The sequence below is a fragment of the Vibrio sp. Vb2880 genome (assembly GCF_033337975.1).
Taxonomy (GTDB): domain Bacteria; phylum Pseudomonadota; class Gammaproteobacteria; order Enterobacterales; family Vibrionaceae; genus Vibrio; species Vibrio alginolyticus.
Genome location: NZ_JAWORT010000005.1, coordinates 32124 through 54119, shown reverse-complemented (window position 1 = coordinate 54119; position 21996 = coordinate 32124). Strand labels below are relative to the sequence as shown.

Here is a 21996-nt window from a genome sequence, read left to right as displayed (position 1 = left end):
CCTTTTTTACGCAAAAGTCGTCATTTTTGTAGATACAGATCAAATACCTGATAGAATACCCTTAGTATTTACAAGAGGATTCGTTATGAGTGTCGAATTAGAAAAAAACCAAGTATGTGAGGCCTGCGGCTGTGCTGGCGAGATTGGCTTTATCATCAAAGAAGGTGACGAAGTTGCCGACGTAACGGTTTTCGCACAGACAAAAACAGAGCTAGAGTCTGAACTACAAAAATACATCGAGCTCGCTAAATCAGTATGTGCTGATGTTGAATACAATGTTTCAGAAATAACCGAAGAATCGAACCAAGCGACGGCTCGATTCAAATTTGAAGTAAGTGCTGAAAAACTTATCTTTGAATTAAAAACTCGCTCACTCGCGCGTTAATGAAAAAAGCGAGCATGATGCTCGCTTTTTATTTTTCCAATCTCTTAATCTTAAACCGCTCTAAATGAAACAGACAACTTCGGCGCGTTTATTTATCTTTTTTGAACACGACCCACTTTAACGAGCCATTGGTTTCAAAATCGTTCTCAGCGGTACACATCAGTAATACGCCTTCAACATTAATCACGGCCCCTGTGGTGTAGGCTTTATCATCGTAGTAACAGATACGCTGACCTACCTTACCGTCAGCAACTATTAGCGCTTTGTTTTCTGGTGTACTGTATGATTTAGCAAAAACGGAACCCGACAGCAGTACTGCAAAAACACCAGCGGTAAAAATAGATACACTTTTTAACTTCATGAAAATCTCCTCAAACCTCAATAATACTAACAAGGACCCTTGTGAAGTTCTTGGAAGAATCTCATATTATTCAAATATCTACTGATATTTTTCTCACCTCTACACTTGGGTCTGCTTCACATTCAATCATTTAATTTATCTCATTTTAGTAAGCTTGAAGTTACTTAGCTCAGTAAAGAAGCGCACACTTTTAACGTGTATCTCTAATTTGAATATTTAAGTTATGAATCAAAAACTGTGAGCAAAAAATGCATAATAGGTTTATTTAAGTATAAGATAAGCACCTGTTGATCTCGGTATTTAACTAACTCTTTGACTATGCGTTTTGTTTCCCTATGCCTTACTTCAATCCTACTCTGCTCGTCTCCTTTGGCATATGAGCTAGATTACTATTCTAAGTTTGGTCACATCGATAATTACGGCAATCTTGATCTTAGAAACAAGCCTTACACCCAACTACCCTCTGGCCTAGTGGTAAAGGGCAACTTAAACATCTCACAAACCCCTATCAAAACCTTGCCTAAAGGGCTTGATGTTGAAGGCAGTCTGGAAGCAACTAACAGCGCACTCAAAGTTATTCGCTCAGGAACAAAGATAAAAGGCTATGCAAACCTACTAGGTAGTAAGATCGAAAACTGGCCTAAAGGCATCAAACTAGGCGGTTACCTAAATCTGACAGATACACCGCTAAAAGCGCTTCCAGCTAAACTTCGAGTAAAAGGTGATCTAAGTGTTATTCGCACTCCCATTTCTGATCTTCCTGAAGGATTAGTGGTTGATGGTAATCTCTATATTGGAGGATCAGCGCTGAAAGTATTTCCAGACACAATGACGGTGAAAGGGAATATCTATTTAGGTGGTAACAGGATCACAAAATGGCCCAGCAATTTAACCCTTGGTGGTGCCGTCGCACCTTAAAGAGCAGATAAACAAAAGCCCCGGCAGACCGAGGCTTTAAGGCATTCTGAATCAACGAGTTCAGTGACGAAGATTACTCTTGGTTATTCACAGGATTAGCATAGCTCGCCACCAAATAAGGTCTTGCGCCTTCAGGTAGCTGATCCAACTTATCCGCGAGATGACGCTTAACCGCTTCCGTAATGATGCTCGAATCTTCATGCCCAGCAGCTAACAAGTTGATTGGGTACAACTTGTAGTTGTTGTGAATTTGGCGGTCGATTTCACCAGCAAGAGATTCCGGCGTTTCAAACTCTTGCTCAATCACATCACCAAACGCAACATGTACACGGCCTTTATAGCCAACGATACCTTGAATGATGCTTTCGATATCTTCAAATTCGCCTTTTTCATAGCGGCCATTTTCTGCTTTTTCGTACAGCTCTTTTGCTTTGGCAATGTCACATGGATCATTTTCATAGGCAATCGAGACAGGAACGATTTTCAGAGAACGCGTGTACTCACCAAAGCTGATCTTTTGTTTACGACCTTCAACATGGAACATTTTTAAAATCGCAGGATCAGTAAAGTCGTTTCCATCTTTAGCACGACCTTCCTTTTGGGCAATCCAAATTGAATTGCCAGTATCAAGCGAATGTTTGATATAGCTTGACAGTTGTCCCAATGCTTTCATCATTTCTCTAGGTGCTTTAGCAGAGCGCTTAACGATGAAGCTCTTATTGAGTCGCATCAATTCTGTCGCACATGGCTTCTTCAGCAGGTTATCGCCAATCGCTATACGAACTGTACGGTGCCCACTTTGGTACAAGCCATAATTTACGAGCGCAGGGTCCATCGCAATATCACGGTGGTTAGAAACGAATAGGTATGACGTGTTTTTATCCAGCTTATCCAAACCAGAAAAAGTGACGCCATCCGTTGTCTTATTCAATGTATCTTTCAGATACTTCTTCACTTCAATCTGAATTGCTTCGACAGAATCAAGCTTGCTCCACTTGGCTTTCAGGTAGATGCGCAGGATCGGGCTCATTAGCGTTTTGAACCACGCTGCTTTATTAGCAAAGCGATGTTCTAGGATAGCAGTGATAAATTCATCATCTTGGATTAGACGATCCAGCGCTGCTGGAATTTCTTCGTCGTTGTAAGGACGAATTTCAATATAAGGATCGGTATTGGCTGTCATTGTTCATTACATATCAAAAAAAGCTGGCACATTTTACGCATAGTTTTGCTGACAAGCAGCATTTCAACCCATACTTTTAACATGGTCATACCAGTTAAGCCACCATTTATCATGCTAAAAAATTCTCTCTGCAGGTTGGAATCGTATGGGTTTAACGTTACCCTTAGCGCCAAAAAACACTGGTACTCATAATGAACTACGCAATTGAATTTCACGACGCTAAATACCCCTTTCTTGATGTAGCTGCGCGTAAAAAAGCATTGAAGCACAGTCTACTGTCTGTCATCGAAGGGTTAGCCGTCATTAAATTGGGTAAGCAGGAGTATGCCATTGAACCAGGCCAATATTTTTGGATTCCTCAAGGATGTTTGAGCTCCCTCACCTTTTTACCTAATTCTCGTGTATATCGTTGTGATTTTTCTGTGCGTTTAAATGACGACTTCTCACAACAGGCGGGCTTTGTGAAGCCTTCACCGCTACTAAAAGCGCTCGTCGAGAAGCTAGCAACAACTGCCGAACGCTCGGATCTGCAAACCGATCTACTGACAGTAGTAAGACATGAAGTATTGACGCTGTCTCCTAAACTAGCGCACTCAACGTTAACGAGAACCATCAATCAATGGACTCCTGGCTGTGACATGAATATTTCTAAAGAGCTTTGCTTGGTACTAACACTACGTGAAGCAAGAAAAATGAAACTGTCGGGGAAGAAGGAAGAGCAAATTGTTGACTCTCTTTTTGCTGGTAACACCGAAGAATATGAACAGCTTTGCTTTTTAGTCTTTGGAGAAGCGCTATAACTTGCTCTTTAACAAGCTACGTTTTCAGCATTACGTAGAGTTACGGATACAGAAAGTAGAGATTCAAGTAAAAGCAAAAAGGGCGTACATTGATAATGTACGCCCTTTTTTCATTTGCTTGAGATGTCTAGAAAGGTACTTCTATCTGCATCATCCAGTCAGCGTCATAATATTCGTGCCAACGATAATCAAACCGCATTCTTGGCTGTCCGTCGGATTTATCCCCAAAACCAACGCTGAACATCAACCCGTGACTACGAAGCCACTCTTCTGTATCCATTTTACTCTCTTCGTCTCGAAGCTCTTCCGGCATCCAAAAACCAAGACCAAAGTAATTCTTTTCTAAGTTTTGAGTTAGAAGTGGGGTGTCTTCCGGCTTAATCGCCCACTCCTCCCAATAGTTTTCTGTTGGTCCTTCAAGCTTCGCTTCCGCTGCATACCAAATCAATGCTTCAGTACTTAACACGCCGATGGAATCTAAAATTTCTTCACAGATAGGAAGAGTGTTATCTTCAAACACCACGGAACGATCAGAAAAATAGTTACACGCGGAATGAGCTTGTGTCACCACAAGCAGCGCACATGCACTAAATAAAACGACTCTGACCATGAAAATCTGACCTCTCAGTTCCCAGACAATGTTTCTCTGTATAAGCCTTTACTAAGTAATAAATCACGTACGGAAGGTGTTGTATAGGCACCGACCTCTTCACCCTCGGCCAATGCTTTGCGAATATCCGTGCTTCTGACTTTTACTTTTTCAGGACATGCCATAACAGTCCAACGTTCCGTAATCTCTTCAGCTCTACTAAATTTAGCAAATTTGAAGAAATTATCAGGACCAATGACAAAAGTTATATCGGCAGTTGGGTAGATTTCTTGAGTTTTTTCTAACAACGCATAGGTCGTCACACTTTGTCCAGGTTGGTATAAAGCTTGCTCCGCATCAGAACGCTGAACATTAGAAAGCCCCATATCCTTGATGAACGCGTCAACCATTTTGCACCGAGTTGGGTAATCAAGCATGTTCTTGCCCCAAGCGTGTGCAATGCTCGGCTCAAGTAGCACAAGATCAAAGTGGCTCAAAGACTCAATAACACTTTTATGCCCTAAACTAGGTGGGTTAAATGCACTACCAAAAATGGCGATTTTTTTCATATCCGGTGATTACCTGGTTGAAGAGAGTTTTCTAATCTGATGATTTCGGTATGATACTACTAATCTTTACAGCTTTTGACCCTAAAGTCGCGTTTAATGAGCCTCAACTGTATGGTTTATCACCATTTGAGCAAATGTGCTTTAGAGTCTGAAATATTTGCAGGAAAAGGAACCCTAAATGGAACAATCCATCCGTGACGAAATGCGCGTACTCCCTTCAATTGATCCGCATTTTGAAATTGAACGCCGTGTCGCTTTTATTAAGCGTAAATTGCAAGAAGCGGGCTGTAAGTCTCTTGTTCTTGGCATCAGCGGTGGCGTTGACTCAACGACATGTGGTCGTTTAGCTCAGTTGGCTGTAGACCAACTAAACGAAGAAGCGGGCAACAATAGCTACCAATTTATCGCAGTTCGCCTGCCTTATGGGGAGCAAAAAGATGAAGATGAGGCTCAGCTCGCTCTGTCTTTTATCCAGCCAACCCATTCTGTATCGGTGAACATCAAAGCAGGTGTTGACGGGCTTCATTCGGCTTCTCACGTTGCATTAGAAGGCACAGATCTTCTACCAACTGATGCAGCAAAAGTCGACTTCGTAAAAGGCAATGTAAAAGCGCGTGCTCGCATGGTTGCTCAATACGAGATCGCGGGCTACGTAGGCGGCCTTGTTCTTGGTACTGATCACTCAGCAGAAAACATCACTGGTTTCTACACTAAATTTGGTGATGGCGCTTGTGACATGGCACCATTGTTCGGATTAAGTAAGCGCCAAGTTCGTGAAGTAGCTGCTACATTGGGTGCACCTGAGCAACTAGTGAAGAAAGTGCCAACAGCAGACTTAGAAGAGCTTGCTCCACAAAAAGCAGATGAAGATGCCCTAAGCCTAACTTACGAGCAAATCGACGACTTCTTAGAGGGCAAACCTGTTCCACAGCAAGTGAGTGACCGTCTGGTAGCGATTTACAAAGCAACGCAGCACAAACGCCAGCCAATCCCGACGATTTACGACTAAGCGATATTTTCAGCTCTCTTTAAAACTCAAAACGCTGCTAAAAATAGCAGCGTTTTTTTGTCTAGGAACAGTTTTTGTCGAAGGACAAAGGTGCTCTCGCCTAGTTGGTTACTGTTATGTCCGTCTCTGGCACAGCACAACACGCCAATACGGTTCCCATTGCACGTTCCTCATCAGTCAACGCGGGCACGTCCGGATGATGAACTTGCCCCGACGTAAGCTGAACTTTACACGCGCCGCATAAGCCAGCACGACAGCTATTGCTGATGACCTTCCCAGCATCTTCGAGCTGATCTAACAACGTTTTTTGGTTGTTGCCTACGACTTTAGTTCCATTAAAGTCAATAGCGAGACTTTTCTCTGGCTTTGACGTAAGAGAAGAAACTCCAAACGCTTCTTGATGGTAGTTTTCCTCTGGCAGCCCTTTTCTTAGCAGGAGATTTTTCGCTTTCTCCATAAAACCATCAGGACCACACACAAACACCTGCCGCTGTTCAACATCTTTGATTTGCTTAATGTGTGACAAACTTAAACGCCCTTTCAAACCAAACCAATCAACAGCAGGTTGCGTTAAACAGACTTTTACTTCTAGCCCTGGGTGCTCACGCTTTAACTGCTCCAACTCTGAGCGACAAGGAATATCATTCTCGGTGCGACATTGATGGTAGAAAACCACATTATCCAACTGATTGTGATCCGCTAAGTAACGCACCATTGATAACATTGGTGTTACTCCGCTACCCGCAGAGAGTAACAGCAGAGGCTGCGCTTCATGCGTTTTAAGGTGGAACTGACCGTCAGGTTGTTCTGCCTCTAAAACATCACCGACTTGTAAGTTGTCCAAGAGTGAGTTAGAGACTCTTCCACCCGCGATACGCTTTACAGAAATAGCATAACGACCCGGGCGAGAAGGACTGGATGATAAGGTATAGCGTCGACCCACTTTCTTACCATCAATATTCACCTCTATTGGCAGGTGTTGTCCTGGCAAGTAATTAGGCAACGAACCTTTGTTTGGCTCTAACCATAAGGTCACAAAGTCTTGGGCAATGTCTTCACGCTCAACACATGTAAGCTTCATGCGCACTGGCGAGTTATCTACGTAAAACTCCGGCTCTTTGTACTCCAATACTTCAACTTTATCGCCTTGACGAATAATGCCTTCATTTCGCGCGACAAGATTCTGGCCAAAGAACACACCACCGACATCGTTTGCACGGAACTGTTGCAAGGTTTTGAGCGGCTCTTTGCTCTCACGGAATGTGCCTCTTTGGGTATTCACCGTAGTCAGGATACAGCGCTCGCAAGGTTTGAGAGACTCAAACTCTACCTCACCGATTCGTATGCGCTTCCATGAATCTTCTTCAAATGGTTTAGTATCAGAGACAACTAAGTTAGTACGAAACTGATCCATTGAGTGTAGCTCTGAACTTCTTCGGTTCAGCTCATCAAGTGAAGCTTGGCTGATCACTAAAACCGGATAACCATCAGCAAAACTGACGTTTTGACCTAGCTTTTCACGGACACGATTCGATTGCTCACCACTAAACAACAACTCAACGCGTTGCCCCAACACACGACTAAACCAGTCATCTGCATCATCTGTCGTGGTATAGGCAGTAAATGTATCTTTCCAAACCGTTGCAGGTGTCTCCTGCATTTTGAAATCTTGGTAACGGATTTTAAGTGGCTCCATACCCAAACTACTAAACACCACTCCATCGGACAATAAGGCAGACTTAATGGTTACCATTTGCGGATACTTTCGCGCAGTGATCATCGAGCCATCAGCTTTCGCAATCATAAAGCGACGATCGAAGCTCAATCCTTGCTTCTCAACCCATACGGACGACAGCGATAATCCGCCAACTGACTTAACCGGAAAAACATTAATTTGGGATAAAACGGGTTGCGACATGGCCTTCTTCCTACGGGTGTTTTTTATTTGTTGCGGTATTGTATACTCAAATCACATTAAGTTGCAGAGTCTACTGCCTCTTCATCCATCGCAACTTTCTCGAAACCATATTCTTATAAATTTGGTTTTAGTGACAAGTATTTACTACACTCAATATTCGCGTTTTTTAACACCGTTCTGACCAAATACCGTTTGATAAAGTGTGATACGACACACATAATTCACCCAAGTTATCACTACTCCCATTTATCGATTTGGAGCTTAATTATGGATACAAGAAAACTGGTTCTGATTTTGTTATGTATCTTTCTTCCGCCTGTCGCGGTGTTTATGGAGAAAGGTCTAAATAAAGACTTTTTGATTAATCTAATATTGACGTGTTTCTTCTTTCTACCAGGTACGATCCACGCGCTTTGGTTAACAATGAAGTAACCACTTACACTCTCACTCTTTATAAAATTGAAAAATGGGATGAAATATGAGGGCAATTCCTCTATCATCCTGTCGCCTAAGCGCAAGCGTTTGCTCAAAAGCAAATACGGCGCTTAGGCTCCAATCAGACAACTTTTCAATGGTGGGAGCAATTAATGACAACACTGACTATCACTCGTCCTGACGACTGGCACGTTCACTTACGCGATGGGGAAGTTCTTAAAGACACCGTTCGCGACATCAGCCGCTACAATGGCCGTGCGCTGATTATGCCAAATACCGTCCCACCTGTTACTACAACTGAGCTCGCCCTAGCCTACCGTGACCGAATTCTCAAAGAGCAACATGGCGAACAGTTTAAGCCTTTAATGGCGCTTTACCTTACAGATAACACGACACCAGACGAAATACGTAAGGCTAAAGCAACCGGACACATTGTTGCTGCCAAGCTCTATCCTGCAGGCGCTACCACAAACTCAGATTCCGGTGTGACCAATGCGAAGAACATTTACCACGTTCTCGAAACGATGGAAGAAGTAGGAATGTTACTTTTGGTTCATGGGGAAGTAACACATCACGATGTTGATATCTTCGACCGAGAGAAAGAATTCCTTGATACTGTCCTCGCTCCTATCGTCAATGATTTCCCTAATCTTAAAATCGTTCTAGAACATATCACCACCGCCGACGCAGCAAACTTCGTTAACAACGCCTCAGACAACGTAGCGGCTACCATCACTGCCCACCATCTTCTTTTCAACCGTAACCACATGCTTGTGGGTGGTATTAAACCTCATTTCTACTGTTTGCCAATTCTTAAGCGCGGAACCCACCAGCAAGCGCTGATCGAAGCAGCAACTAGTGGTAGCAAGAAGTTTTTCCTAGGTACAGACTCAGCGCCACATGCGAAAGGGGCAAAAGAATCGGCTTGCGGTTGTGCTGGTTCTTACACTGCACACGCAGCGCTAGAGCTTTATGCAGAAGTCTTCGAAAAAGAAGGCAAGTTGGAAAACTTGGAAGCTTTCGCAAGCTTCAACGGTCCTGATTTTTACGGCATTGCACGTAACACAGATACAGTAACGTTAGAAAAATCCGCTTGGGATGTGCCAGAAACGATGCCATTTGGCAATGATATCGTTGTGCCTATTCGAGCAAATGAACAGATCGAGTGGAAAGTGAAGTAAGTACTTTACTGACGTTTCACCCATAAAACAGGGTCATGCTTTTTGTAAAAAGAAGTCATGACCCTTGTTATTATCGTCTCATGTTTTAGATGTGATTATTGACCACGAAGCTTTTCAACCATCGTCCATACCGCAACCACAACCAACCCCGCCACAAAGCCGATAATACCGTTCAGTAAAATAGGCAAAATGGCTGTAGCAACCGAATGACCACTAAAGTTCATAATAATCGGCTCTACAAAGTGATGAATGGCTGGCACGTTGTGCACCACAATTCCTCCACCCACCAAAAACATCGCAGCAGTTCCTACAATGGTTAACAACTTCATCAACTTTGGTGCAAAAGCGACCAAGGCCCCTCCGACTTTCGCCACCCAACCTTTACCGTTTGAGCGACTTTCAAGGTAAAGGCCTAAATCATCTAGCTTCACAATCCCAGCGACTAGTCCATAAACTCCAACCGTCATAATCACTGCAATTAAACTGACAACTAAAATTTGCGTAACAAGACTGGCTCCTGTCACGGTACCTAACGCAATCACGATGATTTCTGCTGAAAGGATAAAGTCTGTCCGAATCGCACCAGAAACTTTACGCTTTTCATACTCTTCTATCGACTCGCCAGTATTAACTAGCTCCTCTTTTTCTTCGTGCGGATGCGAGTGAGGAAACACTTTCTCAAGTACTTTCTCTGCCCCTTCAAAGCAGAGAAATAAGCCGCCAATTAGCAATAATGGCATAATAAGCCATGGAATAATCGCGCTAATAAGTAAAGCTGAAGGAACTAAAATCAATTTATTTTTGAATGAGCCTTTTGCAACCGCCCAAACCACTGGAATCTCTCGCTCAGATGCAACACCAGACACTTGTTGAGCGTTTAACGCTAGATCATCTCCCAATACACCTGCGGTTTTCTTTGCCGCCATTTTTGACATTAAGGCGACATCATCAAGCACCGTGGCAATATCGTCCAACAGTGTGAGTAAACTTGCTCCAGCCATTTTTTGTCTCTTATATGAAATTGAGTAAGTAACAAAATGTAACACCAATGAATCACTCATCAAAGTGATGATTTTGCAAAGAATACCACCCCAAATGGTGTTTTATATTGCCGTAAAGATAAGACAGGTCTAGTCTTGTGATACCTTTCAGCAGTCAAAAGAAAAAGTATAGATGAAAAGTGGATACATTTACCCGATCGGTACTCCTGGCCAACCTTGGAACGAAGAAGAACGTAAAGCTTGGTTAGCAACGCAAGAAGTAAAACGTAGCTACCAAGATGAAGTCGTCAGTAAAATCGATGCCCTACGCGAGCGTTTTGATGTTGAACAATATGGTGCGCTCTCATACAACGAGGCACGCTTCCCTCTGTTTTGTATCAAAACACGCAATTGGGATTCAACTAAACCTGCTGTGTTGGTCACAGGCGGCGTGCACGGTTACGAAACCAGCGGTGTACATGGCGCTTTAAAGTTTGTAGAAACGGAAGCAGAGCGCTATGCAAAGCATTTCAATATTGTCGTTGTACCCTGCGTAAGCCCTTGGGGTTACGAGGTGATCAACCGCTGGAATCCAAACGCGATTGATCCAAACCGCTCTTTCTATAAAGACAGCCCTGCTGAAGAGTCCGCTAACCTCATGAAGCTCGTTGCAACTTTAGGCGATGTGTTAATGCACATTGATCTACATGAAACGACAGATTCTGACGAAACTGAGTTCCGTCCAGCCTTAGCTGCTCGTGATGGTATTGAGTACATTGAAGGTATGATCCCAGATGGCTTTTACACGGTGGGAGATAGTGAAAACCCTCAGCCTGACTTCCAAAAAGCGGTCATTGAGTCAGTTGCAAAAGTGACTCACATTGCACCAACAGATGAAAACGGCGAAATCATTGGTTCACCCGTCGTACAGTTTGGCGTTATCAACTACCCAATGGTAAAACTGGGCCTGTGTGGCGGCGTAACAAATTGCGTTTACAGCACGACAACGGAAGTGTACCCAGACAGCCCAACGGTGACCGACGAAGAATGTAACGATGCACAGGTTGCAGCCGTGGTGGGTGGTTTGAATTACATAATCGCTCAGCTATAACAATCGATTCTTGTATTGCTCCGGTGTCATGCCGGAGTATTTCTTGAACATCGCGATAAAAGGGCTAGCTTGGTTATAACCTAACGTCAGAGCGACTTCTTTTACTGTCTGCCCTTTACGCAGCAACTCCATAGAATGTAAATATCGTACACGTAAGCGCCACTCAGTAAAGCTCATTCCTAATTCACTCTGGCAATGTCTCGCTAACGTGCGTTCTGTGGTATGCACTTTTGCCGCCCACTCCGCCAAACTGATCTCATCCGTCGGCGATTCTTCTACTGCTTTTAAAATCGGTTCAAGATACTTATTGTCGGTAGTCGGTAAAAAGTGATGTTCGACTTCTTGCTTTGCAAGCTGGTCCAATAACACTTGTACCAAGCGCTTGTCTTCATCAGTTTGCGCCACGTTAATGTCTCGCTGACGAAAGTCCTCAATAATAGATGACACGATTGGAGTCACTTTGATCAAGCTCGTTTTAGTTGGAAAATGCGCCGTCAATTCAGGGGCAATGTTCAAAGAACAATATTCGATTGGCTTACGGTTGTAGCTAGTGTGACGAACTCCGGCGGGAACCCAAATAGCAAGATGTGGAGGTGCTAGAAATCTTGTGTCTTCTGCATCCATCTCCAGAATCCCACCGCTGATCAGTTGCACTTGCCCCCAAGGGTGGCTATGAATTCGTGTTTCTGTATTAGAGAGAAACGCTTCGAAATTCATAAATACATCTGATGGCGCACGATCGATTGATAAGGAGGGGTGAAGATTTCTGGCGCTCTTTTTCAAAATTGTCTTCCTATCGCTTACGATGTCTTTTAAGAGATACTTTTTATTATAAAGACCTGCCAGACTAGCGCCATCAATAATTGTGCTATAGGGTTCTCATGATTTATTTACTTCCGTTTTTCACCGTTATGATTTGGGGTGGTAACTCAATTGTGAACAAGATGGCAGCAAGCGCCATTGAACCAAGTGCGATGAGTTTCTACCGTTGGTTTGTCGCAATGGTACTCCTAACGCCATTTTGCCTGCCTGCAATCATCAAACAACGACACATTATTCGACCTTACTTAGCTAAGTTGGCGTTTCTTGCGTTACTTGGTATGGTTCTCAACCAGTCACTTGGATACTATGCCGGTTTAACAACAACGGCCTCTAATATGGCCCTGATCACCTCTTTAGTTCCTTTGATCAGTGTGTTTTTAAGTGTCCCATTGCTCGGTAAATCTATATCAATGTTAAGTATCGTCGGTGGTGTCATTTCGCTCGGCGGCTTGGCATTTATGCTTGGTCACGGTGATATCACTTACTTTTTACATCAAGACTTAACGCAAGGTGACAGCTTAATGCTCGTTGCTGCCATGGTATACGCGGCTTATTGTGTTCTGCTAAAACGCTGGAAAATGCCATTCAGTAGTCTGACTCTGGTTTACATGCAGGGCTTCTTTTCTGTTTTGATGCTCACACCACTTTGGCTCTCTAGTGAGCAACTGTTACCAAGCCAAGATGCGCTACCGTTAATCGCTTATGCTGGTATTGCTGCTTCCATTTTCGCGCCGCTGATGTGGGTAAAAGCGATTGATTCAATTGGTGCTGATTCAAGCGCTATGTTCATGAACCTAATGCCTGTGGTTTCCGTCATACTTGCTTCAACACTAATTGGCGAGAAAATTTACGCTTACCATATTATTGGTGGGTTGTTAGTCATCTCTGGCGTTATCCTGTCGCAAATAAAAGTAAGACAGAGAAAACTATTGTCCAATTCTGAGATTGCCTCTACCGCCAATTAACATCTACACCTCAAGCCACAGAAATACGCTGTGGCTTGTCACTTCCAGCGTTCGAATAAAAGTTAATATTTTGTTTCATTCGCTATTCCCGAAAATTCATCTTGCTGCTAAATTGGGAAAACAATAACCCATCAAGGAAAGACAGATGAGCAGTGGTCAAAGAGACATTACCCTTCGCTTTTTAGCAGAACCCAGCGACGTCAATTTCGGCGGAAAAGTGCACGGCGGCGCCGTAATGAAATGGATCGACTTGGCAGCGTACGCCTGTTCTGCAGCGTGGAGTGGTAAATATTGCATTACCGCATATGCTGGCGGCATTCGGTTTGTTGCGCCGATTCATGTCGGCAACTTAGTCGAAGTTAGCGCGAAAGTCATTTATACCGGACGAAGCTCAATGCACATTGCGATTGACGTGCAAGCCAGTGATCCAAAGCAAATGAAAAACAGACTCACCACTCACTGTATCGTTATCATGGTTGCTGTAGATGAAAACGGAAAACCAACCGATGTACCGAAATGGATTCCAGAGTCAGATGAAGACAAAGCCTTAGAGCAATCCGCTATCCGTCTTATGAACATGCGTAAAGAGATTGGGGAAGAAATGGAAGCACACGTTAAATATCTCAAGTAACTGGCATCCGTTAAGAACGCTATTAAGTACCTCAACGTTACCTAGACCCAGAGTGTGGAGCAACATCATGGTTTCGCCATTTGTTTCACGCTCGCCCTTCTCTGTCATAAATCCTTCACCTAGCTTTGCTTAAATCCATCCATTATTTTAGAGTTGGATAGAGTTTGGATCTTGAGACTAAAAGAAACGACCTTAAGTGAAGAGACGTTGACCAATTTAAAAGCGGTCGAGTACCAGTGGGTGAGAACCATGTACGTCGAGGGGTATAACGAAACAGAAATTAATCATTACATTCAAACTTGCTTTGGCGGTGACGTTACCTTTGCTAATTTATTTCGTCGCGTCGCACTGCAGCAAGAAAGTTTGTACACGCTGCTTCAATACGTTGGATGCGCACCTTCCAGCCGAGAGTTTTAATCTCTTCCTTCCCTACCTCAATTTAGCTTTTTACTAAGCTCTAGTTATTTATGTGAAGTGCTACGCAGGGCATTATTCAAGCCCTGTGTAATCCATTGCAAAGCCGCTAATCTCTATCTACTTATTGCAAAATTGCCTTTAACAGGCATAAAAAAACCTGAGTCTAAACTCAGGTTATGGTTACAAAAACTGTTAGTGATTGAATCGTAAGGAACTAAGCTAACAGCCAGCTATGCGTAACGCCAATAAAAGCCAAGATATTACTGATCGGCGGCCAAACCAAAATTGTAATATCCGTGCTAAGTATAAGGGCAACCATGTGGTCGCCCTTTTCTAGTTATTCTTATCAATCTCAGACCACAAGAGATTATCCTTTCACACCACCAGCGGTTAGACCACCAACCAACCAGCGCTGCGCAAGTAAGAATACGGCAGTGATTGGCACTGCTGAAAGTACAGCAGCTGCGGCAAAGTCACCCCACAAGTAGTTTTGTGGATATAGGTATTGCTGCATACCCACTGCAAGTGTGTACGAGTCTACATCAGAAAGCAGTAGTGACGCTACAGGAACTTCACCAATTACCATGATGAACGACAAGATGAAGACTACCGCTAGGATTGGCACAGACAGTGGCAGCAATACCAAACGGAATGCTTGCCATGGTGTAGCACCATCAAGAGCCGCCGCTTCTTCTAGAGACGAGTCAATACTTTCGAAGTAGCCTTTAATGGTCCAAACGTGCAGTGCGATACCACCTAAGTAAGCGAAGATCAGACCGCCATGCGTGTTCAGACCAAGGAAAGGAATGTACTGACCCAGTTTGTCGAACAACGCGTACAGAGCAACCAATGCCAACACTGCAGGGAACATCTGGAAGATCATCATCGCTTTAAGAATGGTGTTCTTACCTTTGAACTTCATACGAGCAAACGCGTAAGCCGATGTGGTTGATAGCGCCACGATTAGGATTGCAGAAATACCACCCACTTTTACCGAGTTCCACAGCCATGTCATTACTGGGAATGGTGGCGGTGTAACTGTACCGTCTGGATTAGTCACCGAGAAACCTAATGCCAATTTCCAGTGATCAAGTGTTGGGTTGTCTGGGATCAGGCTACCCGTTGCAAAGTTACCTTCACGGAATGAAATCGCGATGATCATCAGTAAAGGGAAAATAATCAGTGCCAAGAATGCCCACATTGCAATATGAGTAGCCCAAACACGATACTTTAATGACTTACCTTGTACCATTGCCATTGTAATTTCTCCTTAGTCCTGAGCTACTTTAGTTACGCGTAGGTTGATAAGTGCCAATGCGCCAACCAATAGGAAGATAAGCGTTGCTACCGCACTTGCTAGGCCGAAGTCTTGACCGCCAGCACCTTCGAATGCGATTCGGTAGGTGTAACTTACTAGTAGGTCGGTGTAACCCGCAGGCTCTGATGTACCAATCATATTTGGACCACCGCCAGTCAACAACTGGATAAGTACGAAGTTGTTGAAGTTAAATGCAAAACTCGCGATCAACAATGGTGTTAACGGCTTCAACATCATTGGTAGTGTGATACGTGTGAAGTTCGTGACAAAGTTCGCACCATCAATGGCTGATGCTTCATATAAATCGTCTGGAATCGCTTTTAGTAAGCCCATACACAAAATCATCATGTAAGGGAAACCAAGCCAAGTGTTCACAATTAAGATCATGGTTTTCGCCATGAACGGATCAGAGAACCAAGCCGGGCTAATGCCGAACAAGCCTTCCAACAACATGTTGATCTCACCAAAGCTTTGGTTAAACAAACCTTTAAAGATCAAGATAGAAATAAACGCCGGAACTGCATAAGGCAGGATTAGCAACAAACGGTAAACTGAGCGACCTTTAAGTGCTTCCCACTGAACCACACTGGCAAGGACAAGACCAATAACAAGCGTAAATAATACGGTTAGCGCAGAGAAAACAATGGTCCAGATAAAGATACTGATAAACGGCTCTTTGATACCATCATCTTTCCAAACACGCTCAAAGTTGTGGGTACCAATGTTCACCACGAAACCTGGTGACACTGTGCTGCCAACAAATTGACCGTTTTCATCGACAGGCTGGTAGTAACCTACTTCCATATTTGGACGTAGCGTTTCTTCAGTCCGGTTGTTGTAAAGCGTTTCACCATCTTCTTGTAATGTGTACAAAGGTACAACTGCAGCAAATTTGCGCAGCCCACTCATACGGATATCATCACCGCTTGGCAAATGTAAATCGACACTGCTCAACGCACTGCGGTTCTTAACAATCGCCTTGATTGATTCTTTTTCACCCGTCACTTCTTCAATTGGTGAAAGATCAAACTCCGATGCTGAAAGGTTATCAAGCTGAAAAGTCGGGCTTGCAAGTAGCTCACCATCTTTTTCAACCACAAGTTGATGGCCTTGCTCCGTTTTATACAAAGTGAACGGGTAGCTATCACCACTTTGGTAAGTTCGGTCCAAAAGTACGTTCTGAGCGCGATCAAAAGAGAGTTGGTTCTTCGCGCTATAGTTGGTAAACGCCAAACCTATGGTGTACGCCAAAGGAAAAAGAATGAAAAGGATCATCCCTGCTATACCAGGGTAGATGTAACGGTGTGCGTACGTCTTTTTGCTACCAAAGATGAACAACGCTAAAGCGGTAAGAATGAGCGTAAGTAGTGCAAACGCAATCTCACCGCGAGAATACATAAGGATTGTTGCGTAGCCATTGATGATGCCGACTGTGCCTAAAAGTGACCATTTCATGAACACTTTTTTGCTGCTCGGAAGGCTGGCTTCTGGTGCTGTCATAGCATTTGTACCTTGAACTGACTGCATAGGGAACCTGCTAGCGAATATAGAATAAATATAGAAAAGTAAGGAGGAGTTGCCTCCTCCTTAAAAAGGTCTTACTTAATTATTTAGTCATTTGTTTTTCTGCATCTGCAAGAGCTGCATCGACAGTTTGACGACCGTCAACTACGTTGATGATTGCGTTCTTAGCCGCACCCCAGAATGCGTTCATTTGAGGGATATTTGGCATGATTTCGCCGTTCATCGCATTGTCCATTGTTGCTGCGATACGAGTATCTGAATCTAGCTCACGTTGGAACGAGTTAAGTGCTACCGCACCTAGAGGCTTATCGTTGTTAACCATACGTAGGCCATCGTTTGTTAGTAGGTAGTTCTCAATGAACTCAACTGCTAGGTCTTTGTTTGGAGACGCAGTGCTGATACCAGCCGTTAGAACACCAACGAATGGCTTAGAAGATTGACCTTGGAACTTAGGTAGCGTAGTCACGCCGTAGTTAACGCCAGACTTCTCAATGTTGCCCCAAGACCATGGACCGTTGATCGTCATCGCTGTTTTGCCTTGGTTGAACGCAGACTCAGACACGGAGTAATCCATATCCGCAGAGATTACGCCTTTATCAACTAAGCCTTTTACGAAGCTCATTGCGTCTTTAACGCCTTCTTTCGCGATACCTGCGTCTTTAACATCGTAACCTTCAGAAGTGTATTTAAACGCGTAGCCGCCATCAGCCGCCATTAGTGGCCAAGTGAAGTACGGTTCTTTTAGGTTCCACATGATTGCAGACTTACCGTCTTTTTTAAGTTTTGCATCTAATGCTGCAACCTCTTCCCAAGACTTTGGTGGGTTTGGAACTAGGTCTTTGTTGTAGATTAGAGATAGAGACTCAACCGCAACTGGATAGCCGATCAATTTGCCGTCGTAACGTACTGCATCCCAAGCGAAATCAACGATACCTTCTTGAATATTCTTAGAAGGTTTAATTTCTGCTAGCAGGCCAGCTTCTGCGTAACCACCGAAACGGTCGTGAGCCCAGAATACGATATCAGGACCGTCGCCAGTCGCTGCAGTTTGAGGGAATTTGTCTTGAAGGCCATCTGGGTGAGCCACAGTCACTTTAATGCCTGTGTCTTCTTCAAATTTCTTACCAACTTCAGCAAGGCCGTTGTAGCCTTTATCACCGTTGATCCAGATAGTAAGTTGTCCTTCTTCGATGGCAGCATTAGCACCAAAAGAACCCAAAGCAACAAGAGTACCTAGTGCTACAGCGCTTAACTTTTTCATGTTCGTATCCTTTTTATATTTTTGATGTAGGGCTAGTCCATTGAGGTTCAGCCGTATTTCGACATATATCATCTGAAATAATCCAATATGTCTCATCCTCCTAATCCCTACGCCCTTACAATTATGACGTATTTTCGTGATCTAAATCGCCAAGGGTAAGAGACTCAAATCACAAAATGGATAGTTCCTGTGATCGGTTTCAACTTTAGGTGGTGCAATAATGTGATTTCCGACCAACTGCTTTCTTCCTCCTCCTTTTTTACTCCTCCCTTTCTACTCCCCCTACAATTATTTCTATTAGGAGGATGTCGCACTACGCACAATCTTAGAAACTGCAGTCATCCAAGAGTGGATGGTAAGAACCCTTTCCCAGCAGTGCCTACGTATTAGGAAAAAGATTTGCTGGTTTTGCATTGCCAGACGAGTGGAATGTCATTATTAGTGTTGTTTGTGGTAATTATTTCACGGGGGAGACAATACGAATAATGTGGGGGAGAGAAACTCGTACTTGGCTATGATGGGTAGCACTTCTATTCAGGACATTTTATTGAAGTGCTACCCTACTTTTCTTACCAACCGCAAGAACTTACCGATTCCTACTGTTACTGCTCGCTAGATAATTCATATAATGATGAGCGGTGAATAATAAAAAATTGATCGAGGACGAGCTACATGGCGAGTGTCACGTTAAAAAATGTTTGTAAAGCGTATGGCGACGTACTGATTTCTAAGAACGTAGACCTAACAATCAACGAAGGTGAATTTGTTGTTTTTGTAGGTCCATCAGGTTGTGGTAAATCTACCCTTTTACGTTGTATTGCCGGTCTTGAAGACATTACTTCAGGTGATTTGTATATTGGTGACCAGCGCATGAATGACGTCGAACCATCCAAACGTGGTGTTGGTATGGTATTCCAGTCTTACGCTCTTTACCCGCACCTTAACTTATATGACAACATGTCATTTGGCTTGAAACTAGCAAAAGCAGACAAAGCAGAAATCGACAAGCGTGTTGAACAAGCAGCAGAAATCCTACAACTAGGCCACTTGCTTGAGCGCCAACCAAAAGCACTTTCTGGTGGACAGCGTCAACGTGTGGCGATTGGCCGAACATTGGTATCGCAGCCAAATGTATTCCTTCTAGACGAGCCACTATCAAACTTGGATGCGGCACTGCGTGTAAACATGCGTGCACAAATTACTAAGCTACAACGCCAACTTGGTTGTACCATGATCTACGTAACGCACGATCAGGTAGAAGCGATGACAATGGCAGATAAAATCGTTGTACTAGACGGCGGTTATGTATCGCAAGTTGGTAAGCCGCTTGAGCTTTACCATTACCCACAAAACCGCTTTGTAGCTGGCTTTATCGGTTCTCCGAAAATGAACTTCATGAGCGTATTCATTGATGAAGTAGAAGCAGAGCGCGTCAAAGTTCAACTATCTAACGGCGTATCTTTCTGGATTCCGGTGGATGGTACAACAGTTAACCGCGGCGACCGAATGTCTTTAGGCATTCGCCCTGAGCACCTATTATCCGCTTCTGAAGCTGATGCAAGTATTCACGGTGAAGTGATGATTGTTGAGAAGCTAGGTAACGAAACTCAAGTATACCTAAACCTAGAAGGTGCGGACGCCGACGTTATTTTCCGTCAGCCTGACACGCTTGCAGTCGACACTGGCGATAAAATCGAGATCGGTATTCCAGCTCATCGTTGTCACCTGTTCCACAGTGATGGTCGCGCATGCCGCCGCCTATACAAAGAAAACGGCGTAGAAGTCGAATAATTCATTCGTCCTTACTCAAAAAAATCCCTCTCAAGTGAGAGGGATTTTTTTATCTTAATAAATATCAGCAATTCGATACTAAATCATTAATCGTGAACGAATCAAATCACCCGTTTCTTCTACCCTCACATAGACCATTGTCTTTGTACTGATACTTCATTTTTAATACTTTTCCTCATTCCTCATAAGTAAGTACCAGCTTTTTCCTAACCCGCCAAACTTAGCCAAAGGGCTAAATATCATTCTTATTTCCACTTACCTCAACAAAGCAAATTTTTACACTTATCAACGAAATTACACGTGACAAAAAACTCAGCAGCATTCCACAGAATGCTCTGTGCACTAACTACTAATAACGTTCACGACACGGCAATTGGGGAAGACACCCAAGGGCGGTAGCGTGTCAGAAGGGAAACTGAGTCATGAAACAAAAAGGACTTATCCGCTCTCATGAGATGGAGTTCGCTTTTTTATATCGCATCTCAGATCTTGCTGTCATCGTCTCTTTTATGCTGCTTTTAGTGTTCAAAGACATGAATACTGCGATGGGGAAAGATTACGTCATATTGGCTTTCGTTGGAGGCATCTCCTTTCTATTTATGGCAGAAAGCGGCAATCTGTATCGCTCTTGGCGAACCAGTTCGTTTAAAGAGCAGATGTTTATTGTCTGTGTTGCTTGGGCGGTGACTTCTGCACTTATCTTTATTGTGCTGTATTTTTCTGAAGTCCATACCTTATTTGATAACACAATTTTAGTGCTGTGGTTTGCGATTACGCCCGCTCTGCTTTTGGCATGGCGAGTAACGTTCCGTACCGGATTAGCCTATTTGAGAAAAAAAGGATTCAACACTCGCACTGCGATCATCATCGGCCAAACTCCTCACGGCATTACCCTAGCTAACGAAATTCAAAGCCACACAGAACACGGTGTGCTTTTTGATGGTTTTTACGACGAACGATCTTCCGACAGATTGCCAAATTCTGATTATCCTATTAAAGGAGCTGTTGACCACGCCCTTGAGCGAGCTAAAAAAGGGGAAGTAGATTACGTCTATATCGCGATGCCAATGCACGCAAAAGAGCGCATTGCGTCACTTCTTAACCAATTCTCAGACACCACCGCAAATACGTATCTGATTCCCGACTTCTTCACTTATAACCTTTTACATTCTCGTTGGGCGCAGATTGGCCAAGTTCAAACTCTAAGTGTCTTTGATACACCTTTTGCTGGAGTTTCTTCTTGGGTAAAACGGTTTGAAGACATCTTGTTTTCGAGCATTATTTTGGTCTTAATCGCCCCTATTCTATTCGTCATTGCGATTGGCATTAAGGCAACTTCTAAAGGCCCTGTCATCTTTAAACAACATCGGTACGGTCTTGATGGACGCAAGATTGAAGTCTGGAAGTTCCGTTCAATGACAACCATGGATCAAGGTTCCAACGTGAAACAGGCGACAAAGAACGATCCTCGTATTACGCCTTTTGGCGGATTTCTGCGTCGCACTTCTTTGGACGAACTGCCTCAATTTATCAATGTACTGCAAGGGACCATGTCTATTGTCGGCCCACGCCCTCATGCCGTGGCACACAATGAAGAATACCGTCAGATCGTGGATCGCTACATGCTACGTCACAAAGTAAAACCAGGCATTACTGGCTGGGCACAGATTAATGGTTATCGCGGCGAAACCGACACCTTAGAAAAAATGGAAAAGAGAGTCGAGTTTGATTTGGATTACATCCACCATTGGTCGGTTTGGATGGACATCAAAATCATCTTTATGACCGTTTTCAAAGGCTTCACTGGTGCTAACGCTTACTAAGGTTG

22 protein-coding genes are annotated in these 21996 nt (G+C 43.7%); 12 read left to right on the top strand and 10 right to left on the bottom strand.

Annotated features, from left to right (window positions below; all coding sequences use genetic code 11):
- Positions 1-85: 85 nt before the first annotated feature.
- Positions 86-385, top strand: coding sequence for a YfcZ/YiiS family protein (locus tag R7M92_RS07280; RefSeq protein ID WP_005375307.1), 300 nt, complete (start codon positions 86-88; stop codon positions 383-385).
- 88 nt (positions 386-473) lie between these two features.
- On the opposite strand, the gene R7M92_RS07275 is transcribed toward R7M92_RS07280, so the two are convergent.
- Complete coding sequence (locus tag R7M92_RS07275) at positions 474-746, bottom strand: YnjH family protein (RefSeq protein ID WP_005375306.1); 273 nt, start codon at positions 744-746, stop codon at positions 474-476.
- A gap of 318 nt (positions 747-1064) precedes the next feature.
- Between R7M92_RS07275 and R7M92_RS07270 the strand changes: the two genes are divergently transcribed.
- Positions 1065-1664 (top strand): hypothetical protein, encoded by a 600-nt coding sequence (locus R7M92_RS07270; RefSeq protein WP_005375305.1) that lies wholly within the window; start codon positions 1065-1067, stop codon positions 1662-1664.
- Positions 1665-1737: 73 nt separating this feature from the next.
- On the opposite strand, the gene R7M92_RS07265 is transcribed toward R7M92_RS07270, so the two are convergent.
- Complete coding sequence (locus R7M92_RS07265; RefSeq protein ID WP_005385027.1) at positions 1738-2847, bottom strand: 1-acyl-sn-glycerol-3-phosphate acyltransferase; 1110 nt, start codon at positions 2845-2847, stop codon at positions 1738-1740.
- A 191-nt stretch (positions 2848-3038) separates the two neighbouring features.
- Here R7M92_RS07265 and R7M92_RS07260 point away from each other — a divergent pair, with 191 nt between their 5' ends.
- Positions 3039-3647: a hypothetical protein gene (locus R7M92_RS07260; protein WP_005375302.1), complete on the top strand. Its 609-nt coding sequence runs from the start codon at positions 3039-3041 to the stop codon at positions 3645-3647.
- 127 nt (positions 3648-3774) lie between these two features.
- Here R7M92_RS07260 and R7M92_RS07255 read toward each other — a convergent pair whose 3' ends face one another.
- Together R7M92_RS07255 and R7M92_RS07250 are read right to left on the bottom strand one after the other, a co-directional pair.
- The gene (locus tag R7M92_RS07255) at positions 3775-4257 is read right to left on the bottom strand and encodes a hypothetical protein (RefSeq protein ID WP_017635276.1); all 483 of its coding nucleotides are present in this window, start codon (positions 4255-4257) and stop codon (positions 3775-3777) included.
- Between the two features lie 14 nt (positions 4258-4271).
- Positions 4272-4805, bottom strand: a complete 534-nt coding sequence (locus R7M92_RS07250) for a nicotinate-nicotinamide nucleotide adenylyltransferase (RefSeq protein WP_213870348.1) — start codon at positions 4803-4805, stop codon at positions 4272-4274.
- Between the two features lie 178 nt (positions 4806-4983).
- Between R7M92_RS07250 and nadE the strand changes: the two genes are divergently transcribed.
- Positions 4984-5814, top strand: coding sequence for an ammonia-dependent NAD(+) synthetase (nadE, locus tag R7M92_RS07245; protein WP_005375299.1), 831 nt, complete (start codon positions 4984-4986; stop codon positions 5812-5814).
- 100 nt (positions 5815-5914) lie between these two features.
- On the opposite strand, the gene R7M92_RS07240 is transcribed toward nadE, so the two are convergent.
- Entirely contained in the window at positions 5915-7732 is a 1818-nt protein-coding gene (locus R7M92_RS07240) for a hybrid-cluster NAD(P)-dependent oxidoreductase (RefSeq protein ID WP_213897556.1), read from the bottom strand.
- 267 nt (positions 7733-7999) lie between these two features.
- On the opposite strand from R7M92_RS07240, the gene R7M92_RS07235 reads away from it, so the two are divergent.
- Positions 8000-8164, top strand: coding sequence for a YqaE/Pmp3 family membrane protein (locus R7M92_RS07235; protein WP_005375297.1), 165 nt, complete (start codon positions 8000-8002; stop codon positions 8162-8164).
- A 155-nt stretch (positions 8165-8319) separates the two neighbouring features.
- A complete protein-coding gene (pyrC, locus tag R7M92_RS07230; RefSeq protein WP_262634137.1) occupies positions 8320-9348 on the top strand; it encodes a dihydroorotase in 1029 nt (342 codons plus the stop codon).
- A 95-nt stretch (positions 9349-9443) separates the two neighbouring features.
- On the opposite strand, the gene R7M92_RS07225 is transcribed toward pyrC, so the two are convergent.
- A complete protein-coding gene (locus R7M92_RS07225) occupies positions 9444-10349 on the bottom strand; it encodes a DUF808 domain-containing protein (RefSeq protein WP_017821242.1) in 906 nt (301 codons plus the stop codon).
- Between the two features lie 172 nt (positions 10350-10521).
- Here R7M92_RS07225 and R7M92_RS07220 point away from each other — a divergent pair, with 172 nt between their 5' ends.
- A complete protein-coding gene (locus tag R7M92_RS07220) occupies positions 10522-11439 on the top strand; it encodes a M14 family metallocarboxypeptidase (protein ID WP_318133011.1) in 918 nt (305 codons plus the stop codon).
- On the opposite strand, the gene R7M92_RS07215 is transcribed toward R7M92_RS07220, so the two are convergent.
- A complete protein-coding gene (locus R7M92_RS07215; RefSeq protein ID WP_047101782.1) occupies positions 11434-12222 on the bottom strand; it encodes an AraC family transcriptional regulator in 789 nt (262 codons plus the stop codon). The genes R7M92_RS07220 and R7M92_RS07215 overlap by 6 nt on opposite strands.
- A 98-nt stretch (positions 12223-12320) precedes the next feature.
- On the opposite strand from R7M92_RS07215, the gene R7M92_RS07210 reads away from it, so the two are divergent.
- The 3 genes from R7M92_RS07210 to R7M92_RS07200 all read left to right on the top strand — a co-directional run bounded on the left by R7M92_RS07210 (position 12321) and on the right by R7M92_RS07200 (position 14274).
- Positions 12321-13226, top strand: coding sequence for a DMT family transporter (locus R7M92_RS07210; protein ID WP_047101784.1), 906 nt, complete (start codon positions 12321-12323; stop codon positions 13224-13226).
- 145 nt (positions 13227-13371) lie between these two features.
- A complete protein-coding gene (locus tag R7M92_RS07205; RefSeq protein WP_005375279.1) occupies positions 13372-13857 on the top strand; it encodes an acyl-CoA thioesterase in 486 nt (161 codons plus the stop codon).
- A 171-nt stretch (positions 13858-14028) separates the two neighbouring features.
- A complete protein-coding gene (locus tag R7M92_RS07200) occupies positions 14029-14274 on the top strand; it encodes a hypothetical protein (RefSeq protein ID WP_005375277.1) in 246 nt (81 codons plus the stop codon).
- A gap of 367 nt (positions 14275-14641) precedes the next feature.
- On the opposite strand, the gene malG is transcribed toward R7M92_RS07200, so the two are convergent.
- The 3 genes from malG to malE form a co-directional block, all read right to left on the bottom strand.
- Positions 14642-15532 (bottom strand): maltose ABC transporter permease MalG, encoded by an 891-nt coding sequence (gene malG, locus R7M92_RS07195; protein ID WP_005375275.1) that lies wholly within the window; start codon positions 15530-15532, stop codon positions 14642-14644.
- A gap of 12 nt (positions 15533-15544) precedes the next feature.
- Entirely contained in the window at positions 15545-17119 is a 1575-nt protein-coding gene (gene malF / locus R7M92_RS07190; RefSeq protein ID WP_005375273.1) for a maltose ABC transporter permease MalF, read from the bottom strand.
- A 79-nt stretch (positions 17120-17198) separates the two neighbouring features.
- The gene (malE, locus tag R7M92_RS07185; RefSeq protein ID WP_005375272.1) at positions 17199-18377 is read right to left on the bottom strand and encodes a maltose/maltodextrin ABC transporter substrate-binding protein MalE; all 1179 of its coding nucleotides are present in this window, start codon (positions 18375-18377) and stop codon (positions 17199-17201) included.
- Between the two features lie 672 nt (positions 18378-19049).
- Between malE and malK the strand changes: the two genes are divergently transcribed.
- Positions 19050-20168, top strand: a complete 1119-nt coding sequence (gene malK, locus R7M92_RS07180) for a maltose/maltodextrin ABC transporter ATP-binding protein MalK (RefSeq protein ID WP_005375271.1) — start codon at positions 19050-19052, stop codon at positions 20166-20168.
- A 422-nt stretch (positions 20169-20590) separates the two neighbouring features.
- Entirely contained in the window at positions 20591-21991 is a 1401-nt protein-coding gene (locus R7M92_RS07175; RefSeq protein ID WP_318133010.1) for an undecaprenyl-phosphate glucose phosphotransferase, read from the top strand.
- Positions 21992-21996 lie beyond the last annotated feature (5 nt).

What these genes read in the sequence shown, in the direction of transcription:
- R7M92_RS07280 (WP_005375307.1), top strand. Translation starts at nt 86, where the DNA reads ATGAGTGTCGAATTAGAAAAAAACCAAGTATGTGAGGCCTGCGGCTGT.
- R7M92_RS07275 (WP_005375306.1), bottom strand. Translation starts at nt 746, where the DNA reads ATGAAGTTAAAAAGTGTATCTATTTTTACCGCTGGTGTTTTTGCAGTA.
- R7M92_RS07270 (WP_005375305.1), top strand. Translation starts at nt 1,065, where the DNA reads ATGCGTTTTGTTTCCCTATGCCTTACTTCAATCCTACTCTGCTCGTCT.
- R7M92_RS07265 (WP_005385027.1), bottom strand. Translation starts at nt 2,847, where the DNA reads ATGACAGCCAATACCGATCCTTATATTGAAATTCGTCCTTACAACGAC.
- R7M92_RS07260 (WP_005375302.1), top strand. Translation starts at nt 3,039, where the DNA reads ATGAACTACGCAATTGAATTTCACGACGCTAAATACCCCTTTCTTGAT.
- R7M92_RS07255 (WP_017635276.1), bottom strand. Translation starts at nt 4,257, where the DNA reads ATGGTCAGAGTCGTTTTATTTAGTGCATGTGCGCTGCTTGTGGTGACA.
- R7M92_RS07250 (WP_213870348.1), bottom strand. Translation starts at nt 4,805, where the DNA reads ATGAAAAAAATCGCCATTTTTGGTAGTGCATTTAACCCACCTAGTTTA.
- nadE (WP_005375299.1), top strand. Translation starts at nt 4,984, where the DNA reads ATGGAACAATCCATCCGTGACGAAATGCGCGTACTCCCTTCAATTGAT.
- R7M92_RS07240 (WP_213897556.1), bottom strand. Translation starts at nt 7,732, where the DNA reads ATGTCGCAACCCGTTTTATCCCAAATTAATGTTTTTCCGGTTAAGTCA.
- R7M92_RS07235 (WP_005375297.1), top strand. Translation starts at nt 8,000, where the DNA reads ATGGATACAAGAAAACTGGTTCTGATTTTGTTATGTATCTTTCTTCCG.
- pyrC (WP_262634137.1), top strand. Translation starts at nt 8,320, where the DNA reads ATGACAACACTGACTATCACTCGTCCTGACGACTGGCACGTTCACTTA.
- R7M92_RS07225 (WP_017821242.1), bottom strand. Translation starts at nt 10,349, where the DNA reads ATGGCTGGAGCAAGTTTACTCACACTGTTGGACGATATTGCCACGGTG.
- R7M92_RS07220 (WP_318133011.1), top strand. Translation starts at nt 10,522, where the DNA reads ATGAAAAGTGGATACATTTACCCGATCGGTACTCCTGGCCAACCTTGG.
- R7M92_RS07210 (WP_047101784.1), top strand. Translation starts at nt 12,321, where the DNA reads ATGATTTATTTACTTCCGTTTTTCACCGTTATGATTTGGGGTGGTAAC.
- R7M92_RS07205 (WP_005375279.1), top strand. Translation starts at nt 13,372, where the DNA reads ATGAGCAGTGGTCAAAGAGACATTACCCTTCGCTTTTTAGCAGAACCC.
- malG (WP_005375275.1), bottom strand. Translation starts at nt 15,532, where the DNA reads ATGGCAATGGTACAAGGTAAGTCATTAAAGTATCGTGTTTGGGCTACT.
- malF (WP_005375273.1), bottom strand. Translation starts at nt 17,119, where the DNA reads ATGCAGTCAGTTCAAGGTACAAATGCTATGACAGCACCAGAAGCCAGC.
- malE (WP_005375272.1), bottom strand. Translation starts at nt 18,377, where the DNA reads ATGAAAAAGTTAAGCGCTGTAGCACTAGGTACTCTTGTTGCTTTGGGT.
- malK (WP_005375271.1), top strand. Translation starts at nt 19,050, where the DNA reads ATGGCGAGTGTCACGTTAAAAAATGTTTGTAAAGCGTATGGCGACGTA.
- R7M92_RS07175 (WP_318133010.1), top strand. Translation starts at nt 20,591, where the DNA reads ATGAAACAAAAAGGACTTATCCGCTCTCATGAGATGGAGTTCGCTTTT.